The following is a 12,471-nucleotide window of genomic DNA, read 5'->3' on the forward strand; positions in this document are numbered from 1 at the left end:
TTTCCCGCGCGCCCGTCAAGCGGATCCGGCGCGGCGGAGGGCCGCGCCGGAAAAGCCGTCACATGTTGCCGCTGAGCAGCGCGGCATTGCCGCCCGAGGCGGTGGTGTCGATGCAGACATGGCGTTCGGCGCGGGCATGGCCCGCATCAGGGGCGCCGGTGACAAGGCTCAGGATCGGGCCGGGGCGGTGGGCCAGCGCCTGCCGCAGCCTGCGGGCCGTGGCTTCGTCCCCCCACCAGAGCGCGGCGGAAAAGCCGTCAAGCGTGGTCAGCGTGTCGGGCTCGACATGGCCTTGGGCGGTTACGGCCACCCCGCCAAGCGCGCGGATCGCCTGCGCCTGCGCCTCTGCCGTCTCCGGACCGGGGCCAAGGCACAGCACCGGGTCACGCGGATGGGTGACATACTGGTTGGCCTCGCCGGTGGGGCCGGGCAGGTCGGTGCGCAGCGGCGTGGGGGCGGTGCCCCGGTCGCCAAGCGCATGTTGCAGCCGGTCGGCAGGATCGCTGCTGTCCCATGCGCCGGGTGCCACGGGGGCGGGGCTGGCGCGGAAGCGGTCGACGTAAAGCGGACCGCCCGCCTTTGGCCCGGTGCCCGACAGGCCCTCGCCGCCAAAGGGCTGGCTGCCGACAATGGCGCCGATCTGGTTGCGGTTGACATAGATGTTGCCCGCATGGACCCGCTCGGTCACATGCTGCACGCGGTCGTCGATGCGGGTCTGCAGCCCGAAGGTCAGCCCGTAGCCGCGCGCGTTGATGGCGTCGATCACCGCATCCAGATCGCGGGCAGGGAAGGTGCACAGATGCAGCACGGGGCCGAAGATCTCGCGCTCCAGCGCCGCGATGCCGGGCAGGCGGATCAGGGTCGGGGCGACAAAATGGCCTTCGTCCGGCAGGTCGAGCGTTTTCAGCAGCCGTCCCTCGGACCGGGCTTGGGCGATATGGTCCAGAATGCCCGTGCGGGCCTCGGCGTCGATCACCGGGCCCAGATCGCTGGGCAGGTGCCACGGATCGGCGGGGCGCAGGGCCGCCATGGCGCCCATCAGCATTTCGGTGAAATGTGGCGCGATGTCCTCCTGCACATAAAGACAGCGCAGGGCCGAACAGCGCTGGCCCGCGGACTGGAAGGCGGATTCGAGGATGGCCTTGACCGCCTGTTCGGGCAGGGCGGTGCTGTCGACGATCATGGCATTCAGCCCGCCGGTTTCCGCGATCAGCGGCGTTCCGGGCGCCAGATGATCGGCCATGGTGCGGTGGATGATCTGCGCCGTCTCGGTCGAGCCGGTGAAGGCTACGCCCGCCACATCTGGCTGCGCGCAAAGCGCAGCCCCCACCTCGCCCGCGCCGGGCAGAAGCTGCAGCGCGCTGCGGGGCACGCCCGCTTGGTGCAGCAGCGTCACCGCCAGATGCGCGATCAGCGGCGTCTGTTCAGCGGGTTTGGCCAGCACGGCATTGCCCGCAGCCAGCGCCGCCGCGATCTGCCCGGTAAAGATCGCCAGCGGGAAATTCCACGGGCTGATGCAGGTGAAGATGCCGCGCGGCGGCGCGCCCTCGGCGCGGGCGGCATAGTAGCGCAGGAAATCCACCGCCTCGCGCAGTTCGGCCACGGCATCGGCCTGCGTCTTGCCCGCCTCGCGCGCCAGCAGGGCGAAGATCTGCCCGAACTCCGCCTCGTAAAGGTCAGCGGCCCGGTTCAGCGCGGCACTGCGGTCGGCGGCGGGGGCCTCCCAGACCCGCGCAGCCCCCGCTGCCGCCTGCACGGTCTCGGCGCTGGCCCATGTGACATGGCCCACGATGTCCGAAGGGCGGGCGGGGTTGCGGGTCTCTTCGCTCTCTCCCGCCGGGGCCGCCACGGCCAGAACCGGGCCTGCCTGCCAGACATGGGCGCGGAACGGCGCGCGCGCCGCGTCGATCCGGGCCAGCGTGGGACGGTCGGTCAGGTCGAAGCCTTCGGAATTGGGCCGTTCGGGCTGGAACAGTTCGGTGCCGCGCGCCAGCGGGCGGGGGGCGCCAGCGGTGAAGGGATCGGCGGCCACCACCTCGGCAGGCACCGACTCGTCCACGATCTGGTTCACGAAGGAGGAATTGGCGCCGTTTTCCAGCAGGCGCCGCACCAGATAGGCCAGCAGATCGCGATGCGCGCCCACCGGGGCATAGATGCGGCAGCGCGTCGCTTCGCGCTCATGCACGATCTCGTGCAGCCGTTCGCCCATGCCATGCAGGCGCTGGAATTCGAACGCGGACCTGTCCTCTGCCATGTGCAGCACGGCGGCAACGGTATGGGCGTTGTGGGTGGCAAACTGCGGATAGATGCGGTTGGTCATGCCCAGAAGTTTGCGGGCATTGGCGATGTAGCTGACATCGGTGGCGGGCTTGCCGGTGAAGACCGGGAAATCGGCCAGCCCCAGCACCTGCGCCCGCTTCACCTCGGTATCCCAGTAGGCGCCCTTGACCAGCCGCACCATGAGGCGCCGGTCCAGCCGTTCCGCCGTCTGGTAGAGCCAGTCGATGACATGGCCCGCGCGCTTGCCATAGGCCTGCACCACCACGCCGAACCCCTGCCAGCCCGACAGCTGCGGCGCGGCCAGCGCGGCCTCGATCACGTCCAGCGACAGCGCCAGCCGGTCGGCCTCCTCGGCGTCGATGTTCAGCCCGATGCGGGCCCGCGCCGCCGCCTCACAGAGCGTGACCAGACGCGGCACCAGCACGCACAGCACGTCGTCTTTCTGCGCCTCCTCATAGCGCGGATGCAGCGCCGACAGCTTGACCGAAATGCCGGGATTGTCGCGGATGTCCTGCGACCGCGCGGCCCGGGCGATGGCCGCGATGGCCTCCTCATAGGCGCGGTGATAGCGCAGGGCATCCGCCTCGGTGCGCGCGGCCTCGCCCAGCATGTCATAGCTGTAGGTATAGCCCTGCGCCTCGCGCTGGGCGCCGCGCGTCATCGCGGCCTCGATGGTCTCGCCCAGCACGAACTGCGCGCCCATCTCTTTCATCGCGCGGCTGACGGCGCTGCGGATCACCGGTTCGCCCAGCCGTTTCACCGCGTTGCGCAGATGGCCGGCGGGGCCGGGGCGGCGCGCCGGATCCAGCACCTTGCCGGTCAGCATCAGCGCCCATGTGGAGGCATTGACCAGCGGCGAGGAGGAGCGGCCCATATGCCGCCCCCAGTCGGAGGGCGCGATCTTGTCCTCGATCAGCGCGTCGATGGTGTCGGCATCGGGCACGCGCAGCAGCGCCTCGGCCAGACACATCAGCGCCACGCCCTCATCGGTGGACAGGCCGTATTCGGCCAGAAACACTTCCATCAGCCCGGGCTTGGCGCTGGTGCGGATGGCGCGCACCAGATCGGCACCGCGCGCGGTGATGGCGGCGCGGTCCGCAGGGCTCAGCGCCGCCTCCTGCGACAGCCGCGCCACAAGCGGCGCCTCGGGCGCATAGGTGGCGGCATCCATCGCGGCGCGCAGATCGGGCAGGGTGTCGTGAGGCATGGCGAACTCCAGAGATTTGTGCCATTCTACCCGCGATGCGTCAGGCGGTTGGCCTGATTATGGCGCAGGATGCAGGCGCTTTCACCAAATTGCGGGGTCCGGACGATGCAGGCAGATAGCGAAGAGTTCGACCGGTTCGACCGTGCCATCCTGACCACCCTCGCCGAAGAGGGGCGGCTGTCGATCACCGAACTGGCGCGGCGCATCGGCCTGTCCAAAAGCCCGACACAGGCGCGGCTGCGGCGGCTGGAGGATCTGGGGGTGATCCGCGGCTACCGCGCCATTCTGGACCCGATCCGGCTGGGGCTGGATCACGTCGCCTTTGTCGAGGTGCGCATGTCCGACACCCGCGAAGCGTCGCTGGAGGCGTTCAACCGCGCCGTCGCCGCCATTCCGGAAATCGAACAGGTGCATCTGATCGCGGGCAATTTCGACTATCTGCTGAAGGTGCGGACGGCGGACATGCGCAGCTATCGGCGGGTGCTGGCCGAAAAGCTGTCCACCCTGCCGCATGTCTCGACCACATCGACCTATGTTGCCATGCAGGCGGTGAAGGAGGACGGTCTGGCAGAGATCATCTGACCACCGCTCCGCAGCAGAAGGAGACGCGACATGCCGAAGCGGAGTCTGGGACTGGTGCTGGCAGGGGCGCTGACGGGACTGGCAGGACCGGTCTGGGCGCAGGGCCTGCCCGTGCAGATGGCGATCACCTGCGCCGAGGGCGGGCTGAGCCTGTCCATGTCGGGGGAAAGGGCAGAGCTTCTGTCGGGGGATGTGGCGCTGCCGCTCCGGCAGGAGCCCGCCGCTTCGGGGATGCGCATGGTGGCGGAGGTGGATCCCGACACATGGGTCTGGACCAAGGGCGACGAGGTGACGGTGATGCTGGCAGGCCGCGAGCTCAGCGCCTGCGCGGTCTCGGGCATGACCACGGTCACCGGCGCGCCCTGGACGGTGACAGAGATCGCGGGCGCCCCGGTGACCGGATCCGCGCCGGATCTGCTCTGGGACGAAGAAGGCGGGTTCACCGGCAGCGGCGGCTGCAACCGCTTCACCGGCAGCTGGGGGCCGGAGGGGCCGGGGCCGCTGGCCGCCACCCGCATGGCCTGCCCCGAACCGGTGATGGCACAGGAACAGGCGCTTTTTGCCGCGCTGGCGCGGGTCACCGGGGTGCGGCTTGACGCGCAGGGCGGGCTGGATCTGCGCGCAGGCGACGAGGTGGTGATCCGCGCGCGGCGCTGATCACCCCCGCGCGCGTGGCGGCAGGCGGGCAAGCGGGACGCCGCAGGCGATCCCGGTCACGCGGCGACGGGCACCGCCCGGCGCAAACTCTCCGCGATCAGCTGCGGCGTCTGCGGCCAGTCGATGAAGGCGGGCAGCACCGGCCCGTCAAACGCGGCCTCAGCCAGCGCCTCGGGCACGTCATCGATCATATGCCCGGCATTCAGCGCAAAATGGCACAGGCAGATCGCCTGCCGGGAACTGCGCGCCGCATCCTTCAGGAAGGGCTCCTCCTCCACATAGCCCGAGCGCGCGGCGGCAAAGCCCATCCGCCCCTGCAGCGCAGCGGCAAAATCCCGGGCGCTGTCGGCGCTGGTGCGCGACACGGCGCTGCCATGCGCGGCCACCACCAGATCCGTCTCTGCCGCGTGCCAGCCGCGCGCGGCCAGCTGCTCGGCCAGCGCCGTCTCGGCCAGCGGGATCAGCGCGGGTTCGGTGCCGAAAGGCTCCATCTGCCGCAGCCCCAGCGCCTCGGCCTTGCCCGCCAGCACCCGCCCGGTGAAATAGCCCCGCGCCATGAAGAACGGATAGATCAGCGGCGCCTCCAGCGCGGCCACGCCCGCGTCGAACGCGCCTTCGGCGGCCAGCGTGGCGCCGCGCACCTGCCAGCCGGGCAGATGCGCCGCCACCGCCTGCGCCAGCGCCTGCAGCGCGGCTTCCTGCGGATCCGGATCCGACGGGCTGCCATGGGCGACGATCAGCGCGCTCCGGGGGTGGTCCTGCGGCATCACTTTCTCCTGCGGATGATGGGCTCGGGTCATAGATAGGCGCCTCCGGCCCCGATCAAGCGCGGAAGGCCGCGACAAATGGCTCCGGCAGATCGAACTCCCGCAGCACCCGCGCCCGGCCCTCGGGCGACATCTTCAGCGCGGTACGGGTGACGATGCGGTCCAGCTCCTCTGCGTCGCGGCCCTCGGCGAAGGGCAGGAAATACCATTTCAGGAAGGTGATGCAGATCACGTCCTCCAGCGCCTGCACCTGCCGGTCGCGCTTGAGGCCCTCCTTGCGCAGCATCCGCCCCACCTGCTCCTGTGCGGCGGCGTCATAGCCCGCCTCGGCCATGAAGCCCTGCAGCCGCGCCGCGTGGCGGCGGCCCTGCTCGCGGCGCCACTCCAGATAGCCCGCGCGGCCTTCGGGATAGCTGTCGCGCGGCAGCAGCCAGCGTTCCACGTGCTGCCCGCGCGCCGCGATCCGCAGCACCTCCGAGGCGTCGGGAAAGATCCGGTCCAGTTCCGCCGTCATCCGCTGGCCATATAGCAGGGCGGCGGCGGTGCCCTCGCCGGTATCGGGATCGGCGGCATTCGCGGCGTCGATGGCGGTCAGCGTCGCGGCAAGGCGGGGCGGGTGGTCTGTCATGGGCTGGTCCTTCTGCGGCTGGGGGTCAGAGTGGCACGGGCGCGCCGTCAGGAACAGACCCGGATGGCGGTGTCCCATCCGGCACAGACCTCCGCCAGCGGGGCGGCAGGGGCGCGGTCGGTCAGCAGCGTGTCGACCTCGGCCAGCGTGCCGATGCGGGCCGGGGCGGCGCGCTGGAACTTGGACTGGTCGGCCACCAGCAGCGCGCTATGGTGCAGCAGTTCGCGCGCCACCGCCTCGGTGCTGGTGCCGATGTTGATCGCGACCGAGGCCTTGTGCGGGATCATCGCCGCGCAGGCCCGCGCCATCGCCGCCTTGGCCTCGCGGTGCAGGGCGCGGCGGTCCTCATGCGCGAGGTTGACCGTGCCGGAGGGCAGCACCGCGCCGCCATGCACCCGCGGCAGCTGTCCGGCGCTGGCCAGATCGCGGCGGATGGTCTGCAGGGTCACGCCGAATCGCGCGGCCAGATCCTCGACCTCGACCTTGCCCTGCTGGCGGGCGAGACGAAGCGACTGCGACATGATCTCCCGTGGTCGGTGGGTTTCGCACCTGCAGAAATTCGCGCAGAAGCGAATGGCCTTTCTGTTCGTTTATTTTCCATTTCGCGCGAAAATGCTACATCCCGCCCTGACAGGCAAGGGAGCGATCATGTCTGACCCGAAGTTTACCGATCTGTTCGTCATTGGTGGCGGCATCAACGGCTGTGGCATTGCCCGTGACGCGGCGGGGCGGGGGCTGTCGGTCACGCTGGCCGAACAGGGCGATCTGGCGCAGGCCACCTCGTCGAGTTCGACCAAGCTGTTCCATGGCGGGCTGCGCTATCTGGAATATTTCGAATTCCGCCTCGTGCGCGAGGCGCTGCGCGAACGCGAGGTGCTGCTGCGCGCCATGCCGCATATCAGCTGGCCCATGCGCTTCGTGCTGCCTTGGGATCCCGAGATGCGCTTTGACAGCGACACGCCCACCTCGCGGATCCTGTCGCTGGCCCTGCCATGGATGAAGGGGCGGCGCCCGGCATGGCTGATCCGGCTGGGGCTGTTCCTGTATGACCATCTGGGCGCGCGCAAGCTGCTGCCCGGCACCGCCACGCTGGATCTGCGCAACAGCCCCGAAGGGGCGCCGCTGCGCGAGGGGTTTCGCCGGGGCTGGGAATATTCCGATGGCTGGGTGGAGGATTCGCGGCTGGTGGCGCTCAATGCCCGCGACGCGGCGGATCGTGGCGCCACCATCCTGACCCGCACCAAGGTGGTGGAGGCGCAGCCCGTCACCGGCGGCTGGCGGATCGAGACGGAGGATCCGCAGGGCCAGCGCCGCACCCATCACGCCCGGCTGGTGGTCAATGCCGCCGGGCCTTGGGTCTCCGACGTGCTGAGCGACCGGCTGGGGCAGCAGGCCACCGCGCATGGCGTCCGGCTGGTGCGCGGCTCGCATGTGGTGGTGCGCAGGCTCTTTGACCATGACAAGGCGTATTTCCTGCAGGGGCAGGACGGGCGGATCATCTTCGCGATCCCCTATCAGGAGGATTTTACCCTGATCGGCACCACCGAGGCGCCGCATCCCGATCCCGACCAGCGCCCGGTCTGCACCGAGGCGGAGCAGGACTATCTGCTGGGCTTCGCCAACCGCTATTTCCGCCGCCAGCTCTCCGCCGAGGATGTGGTCTGGACCTATTCCGGCGTGCGCCCGCTTTATGAGGATGGCGCCAGCAGTGCCACCGCCGCCACCCGCGAATATGTTCTGGCGCTGGAAGAGAATGACGGCGCCCCCATGCTCAACGTCTTTGGCGGCAAGATCACCACCTATCGCCGTCTGGCCGAACAGGCGCTGGCGCGCATCGCCACGGTGCTGGACGTGCCGCGCGGCGACTGGACCGCTGGCGTGCCGCTGGCGGGGGGTGATTTTCTGGTCGGCGGGGTCGACAGGCTGGTGCAGGATCTTTGCGCGGATCACCCCTTTCTGACCGGGGTATGGGCCAAGCGTCTGGTGCGCGCCTATGGCACCGAGGCGCGGCAGGTTCTGGAGGGCGCGCAGTCTGCCGCCGATCTGGGCCGCGATTTTGGCGCCACGCTGACCGAGCGCGAGGTGCTCTGGCTGATGGAGCGGGAATTTGCCCTGACCGCCGAGGATGTGCTGTGGCGGCGCGGCAAGCTGGGGCTGCGGGTGACGGCGGCGCAGGCCGCTGATCTGCAGATCTGGATGGACGCCCGTCTGCGCGGGCAGGAGCCTGCCGCCGCCGAATGATCCCGGCGCCGTGCCGCAGCGGGGCTGCGGGCAGGCCATGATCCTGCCCGTTCCTGCCGTTTTCCCCACAGAACCCCCGTTTCGCGGTCCTTGACGCAAGGTCGGGTTTGCGACTTTATGGCAACGTCAGCGGTCCGTTTGACCGCTGCGATGGCCTCGACAGTTTCGAAACTGAAGAATATGGCCAAAATAAGGTGTCTCAGGGACAGAATAAACAGGCTGCCGGCAGCAAAAAAGGGCGGCCCGAGGGGAGCGGTGTAATCTCATGGATGCGATTGGTTTCGTGATCCGGACCCGTGCGGGTGCGGTTGAAAGCGGGCATGCGGGCGGCGGCGGTCAGGAGGGGGTGATCGACGCGGCGCCGGGCAGCCAGATCTCGTTCGATCTTGATCCGGCTGACATCCAGAGCTTTCGCCAGTCCGGCGAGGATCTGCGGATCGTGCTGGCCGATGGCGCGGCGCTGCTGCTGGTCGGGTATTTTGCCGGTCCCGACCGGCCGGAGCTGTTTGTGCGGTCAGGCGCCATGCTGCTGCCGGTCCTGCGCGGCAGCGACCTTGCCGCCCCGGCTGACCGGGGATCCGTGCTGCGGCTGACCGACGCGCTGCCGCTTCCGCATCTGCGGAGCATCGCGGCAGAATCCGGCGATGACCTGATGACCGTCGATCACCGGGAGGAGGGGCTGAGCCTGACCGGCACCGCCCCGGCGGGATCGCGCGTCAGCGTCACCGTGGCGGGCCGGGATCACGCCGCGACCGTGGCCCCGGATGGCCGCTGGTCGCTTCTGCTGACGGCACCAGACGCAGAGGGCTGGCTGGGCGAGGCGGAGGTGACCGTGACCGACCTGTCGGGCAATGCGCTGACGCGGACCCACAGAATTGCCACCGAATGCGAGATGACCGCGCCGCCCGAAGACCGGCAGATGGAAGCGCCCCTGCCGCTGACCGGCGAGGAGGCGTTCCGCGCCGAAGAACTGCGCACGGGCGTGCTGCTGACCGGCATGGCCGAGGCGGGGGCCATGGTGATGGTGGAACTGGCCGGGCTCAGCCAGCAGGCGCTGACCGAAGCGGATGGCAGCTGGAGCGTGGCCTTTTCCGATCTCGCCTCGGGCAGCTATGCGACCGAAGCAAAGGTCACCGCCACCGATGCGGAGGGCAACAGCGCCACCGCCACGCATGGCTTTCAGATCGACACCGACCTGTCGGTCAGCCTTGGCGGGCCGATCACCTTCAATGGCGGGGTGAATGCGGCGGAAGAGGCGGGCGGCCTCGCCCTGACCGGCCAGACCGATCCCGATGCGGCGATCACGCTGGTGCTGGACGGGCGCAGCCACAGCGTGATGGCGGACGGGGAGGGGGCATGGCTGCTGACCGTGCCGCCCGACGATCTGCGCATGGGCATCTACGAGACCGGCATTTCCGTTACCGCCACCGATGCGGCTGGCAACCGCGCCACCACCACCGGGACGCTGACGGTGGACACCCAGACCTCGGTCGGTGTGGCGGTGGAGGGGGAGGCCGCCGAAAGCGCGGCGGATGCGGCAGGGCTGGCCCCGGAGGCCAAGACCGACCCGCACAGGTGCATGTCGCAGCAGTAAGCGGAGCGCTCAGCTGTCGCTGTCCATCCAGATGGTGACCGGGCCGTCATTGACCAGCGACACCTTCATGTCGGCGCCAAAGCGCCCGGTGGCGACGGGGATGCCCTGCGCCGACAGGGCGGCGGCAAAGCGGGTGTAAAGCCGCTCGCCCTCTGCCGGGGCGGCGGCGCTGGAAAAGCCGGGGCGGTTGCCGCTGCGCGTGTCGGCGGAGAGGGTGAACTGGCTGATCACCAGCGCCGCACCCCCCGTGTCCAGCAGCGACAGGTTCATCTTGTCGCCTGCGTCGCGGAAGATGCGCAGCTTGGCGGCCTTGGCCGCCAGCCGCTCCGCCTCGGCATCGGTATCGCCTGCCATGGCGCAGACAAGGATCATCAGGCCGGGCCCAATTTCGCCGACCACGGCGCCCTCCACCGCCACCTGCGCCTGAGTGACGCGCTGGATCAGAAGCCTCACAGCTCGTGGTCCCATGGCGGGTTGGCACCCGCCCGGCTGACGGTGATGGCGGCCGCACGCGCGCCCAGTTCCACCGCCGGGCGCAGCGCCTCGGGCGTGGCCGCGCGCAATGCCGCGCGGGTCAGCAGCCCGGCCTGCGACAGCCCGGCCAGCAGGCCTGCATTGAACGTGTCGCCCGCGCCCACGGTGTCCACCACCTCTGTCCGGACGGCAGGCACTTCGAAGCTGGTCTCGGTCGTGCTGGCGCGTACCCCGGCGGCGCCGCGGGTCATCAGCACCAGTGCCGCGCCATCGGCATGCAGCGCGTCGGGCGTGGTGCCCAGCCAGTCCATATCCTCGTCCGAGATCTTCACGATGTCGGCGCGGCGCAGCATGGTGCCCAGCCGGGCGCGGTAGCGGCGTTCATCGGTGATGAAGCTCGGGCGGATGTTCGGGTCGATCATCACCACCCGGTCGCCGGACCGCGCACACAGCGCGGCATAGGCATCGGCCCCCGGTTCCGAAACCAGCGAGATGCCGCCAAAAAACAGCGCCTCGGTGCCGTCGCCCAGATCGGGCAGGTCGTCTTCGGTCAGCATGCGGCCTGCGGTCATCTCGTCATAAAACGCATAGCTCGCCTGCCCGTTGGTCAGGGTGACAAAGGCCAGCGTGGTGGGCCGGGCCGACCGGCGCGCAAGGCTGGCATCCACCCGCGAGGTGCTGAGCGCGCCATCAAGGATCTGGCCGAACAGATCGGTGGAGAGGCCGCCGAAATAGCCCGCAGGCGCGCCAAGCCGCCCCAGCGCGATGGCGGTGTTGAACACCGCACCCCCCGCGACGGGGGCAAAGGCGGTCTCGCCGCTGGCGGTCTGCCGCGGCAGCATGTCGATCAGCGATTCTCCGCAGCAGAGGATCATGGTGCACTCCCTTGAATGTTAGCGCCGAAACTGCCCTGTCGCCGCGGGCGGCACAAGGCCCGGAATCGCGGCGTCAGCGCGACATGACATAGCCCATGCCCGCCGCCAAGATCAGCCCCAGCACCACCGCCAGCGCGATCTTCCACGCCGACCATGGCCGTTCGCCCTGCACCCGCCCGGTGGTGCCGTTGACCACAAACCGGTAGGTTTCGCCCCGGTATTTGTAGGCGGCAAGCCAGACCGGCAGCAGGATATGCTTGAAGGTCACCGCCGACACGTCGGTGTCGATGCGGGTGATACGCTGCTGGTCGCCGCCGATGTCGAATTTTACATCCCGCGCGATCTGGCGGTCGATGATCTGCCGCGCCTCGGCAAAGCCGCTGTCCAGATCGACCTGATAGCCCTCGGCCCGGAACCCGGCGAGGTATTGCGGCTTGTAAGGCTCCAGCCGGCTCAGATCCCATGGCTCCAGCGCGTCGGTGAATTTCTTCGGCAGGGATTTTGACGCCAGCACCAGCACGTCGTCAAAAAACCGCGCGACGCGGCCCGACACCGGCGTCCAGCGCACCTTGGCCACGCGCTGCGTGGTCATCTTGCCGTCGCGCATCACCTGCCGCGTCTGGTGATAGACCGTGCCGCGCGCGCCGCTGTAGCGCGAGGCGGTCTGCGCGTCGAAGGTCCAGTAGGGCACATAGATGCCCTGCATCCGCCGCCCCTTGCGGGCGTAATCCTGCAGGCCCCCCGGCGCGAACCACAGCCCGCCCAGCCAGTCGGTCATCGCCTTGCGCGCCGCCGCCTCGTCAAGCAGGAAAGGCACCACGCCGCGCGGCTTGATCTGGCGATGCGTGCCGGTGTCGGTGACCACGGGCGTGGCGCAGAACGGGCATTCCGTGGCGTGGGTGTCGGGGGAAAACTCCACCTCCGCGCCACAATTGGGGCATTGCGTGACCCGCAGATCCTCCATCTCCTGCAGGGGCAGCAGGTTCTGCAGGGCGGCGTGGAAATCCAGCTCGCGCAGCCCGCTGTCCCATGGGCCCGCGCCTTCGATCCCGTGGCGGTCGCCGCAATGGTCGCAGATCAGCTCGCCCGTGGCCGGGTCATAGCGGTAATCGGCGCCGCAATTGTCGCAGGGAAAGCGGTGTTCCTCGTTCATCGCAGGGCTCCTG

11 protein-coding genes are annotated in these 12,471 nt (G+C 69.5%); 4 read left to right on the plus strand and 7 right to left on the minus strand.

All coding sequences use genetic code 11. The features are described 5' to 3' along the window. Nucleotides 1-58 precede the first annotated feature (58 nt). On the minus strand, nt 59-3,487 hold the full coding sequence (gene putA, locus BLR51_RS16160; protein WP_089848890.1) for a bifunctional proline dehydrogenase/L-glutamate gamma-semialdehyde dehydrogenase PutA: 3,429 nt from the start codon (nt 3,485-3,487) through the stop codon (nt 59-61). A 105-nt stretch (nt 3,488-3,592) separates the two neighbouring features. On the opposite strand from putA, the gene BLR51_RS16165 reads away from it, so the two are divergent. Both BLR51_RS16165 and BLR51_RS16170 read left to right on the plus strand, forming a co-directional pair. After that, a complete protein-coding gene (locus tag BLR51_RS16165; protein ID WP_089848892.1) occupies nt 3,593-4,069 on the plus strand; it encodes an Lrp/AsnC family transcriptional regulator in 477 nt (158 codons plus the stop codon). 30 nt (nt 4,070-4,099) lie between these two features. Beyond that, nucleotides 4,100-4,726: an META domain-containing protein gene (locus BLR51_RS16170; protein WP_089848894.1), complete on the plus strand. Its 627-nt coding sequence runs from the start codon at nt 4,100-4,102 to the stop codon at nt 4,724-4,726. A 56-nt stretch (nt 4,727-4,782) separates the two neighbouring features. On the opposite strand, the gene BLR51_RS16175 is transcribed toward BLR51_RS16170, so the two are convergent. The 3 genes from BLR51_RS16175 to BLR51_RS16185 are packed head-to-tail and all read right to left on the minus strand — an operon-like array spanning nt 4,783 to nt 6,642. Next, on the minus strand, nt 4,783-5,493 hold the full coding sequence (locus BLR51_RS16175; protein ID WP_089848896.1) for a CbiX/SirB N-terminal domain-containing protein: 711 nt from the start codon (nt 5,491-5,493) through the stop codon (nt 4,783-4,785). 55 nt (nt 5,494-5,548) lie between these two features. Next, complete coding sequence (locus BLR51_RS16180; RefSeq protein ID WP_089848898.1) at nt 5,549-6,121, minus strand: DUF4202 domain-containing protein; 573 nt, start codon at nt 6,119-6,121, stop codon at nt 5,549-5,551. Nucleotides 6,122-6,168: 47 nt separating this feature from the next. After that, on the minus strand, nt 6,169-6,642 hold the full coding sequence (locus BLR51_RS16185) for a DeoR family transcriptional regulator (RefSeq protein ID WP_089848901.1): 474 nt from the start codon (nt 6,640-6,642) through the stop codon (nt 6,169-6,171). A gap of 127 nt (nt 6,643-6,769) precedes the next feature. On the opposite strand from BLR51_RS16185, the gene glpD reads away from it, so the two are divergent. Beyond that, on the plus strand, nt 6,770-8,362 hold the full coding sequence (gene glpD, locus BLR51_RS16190; protein WP_089849085.1) for a glycerol-3-phosphate dehydrogenase: 1,593 nt from the start codon (nt 6,770-6,772) through the stop codon (nt 8,360-8,362). Between the two features lie 265 nt (nt 8,363-8,627). After that, nucleotides 8,628-9,956 (plus strand): Ig-like domain-containing protein, encoded by a 1,329-nt coding sequence (locus BLR51_RS16195; RefSeq protein ID WP_089848903.1) that lies wholly within the window; start codon nt 8,628-8,630, stop codon nt 9,954-9,956. A 9-nt stretch (nt 9,957-9,965) separates the two neighbouring features. Here BLR51_RS16195 and dtd read toward each other — a convergent pair whose 3' ends face one another. The 3 genes from dtd to BLR51_RS16210 all read right to left on the minus strand — a co-directional run bounded on the left by dtd (nt 9,966) and on the right by BLR51_RS16210 (nt 12,458). Then, nucleotides 9,966-10,409: a D-aminoacyl-tRNA deacylase gene (gene dtd / locus BLR51_RS16200; RefSeq protein ID WP_089848905.1), complete on the minus strand. Its 444-nt coding sequence runs from the start codon at nt 10,407-10,409 to the stop codon at nt 9,966-9,968. Next, nucleotides 10,406-11,305: a carbohydrate kinase family protein gene (locus BLR51_RS16205; RefSeq protein WP_089848907.1), complete on the minus strand. Its 900-nt coding sequence runs from the start codon at nt 11,303-11,305 to the stop codon at nt 10,406-10,408. The genes dtd and BLR51_RS16205 overlap by 4 nt, the downstream gene beginning before the upstream one ends. A 73-nt stretch (nt 11,306-11,378) precedes the next feature. Continuing rightward, nucleotides 11,379-12,458: a TFIIB-type zinc ribbon-containing protein gene (locus BLR51_RS16210; RefSeq protein ID WP_089848909.1), complete on the minus strand. Its 1,080-nt coding sequence runs from the start codon at nt 12,456-12,458 to the stop codon at nt 11,379-11,381. Nucleotides 12,459-12,471 lie beyond the last annotated feature (13 nt).

It is taken from the genome of Salipiger marinus, assembly GCF_900100085.1.
In the GTDB taxonomy this organism is placed as follows: Bacteria; Pseudomonadota; Alphaproteobacteria; order Rhodobacterales; family Rhodobacteraceae; genus Salipiger; species Salipiger marinus.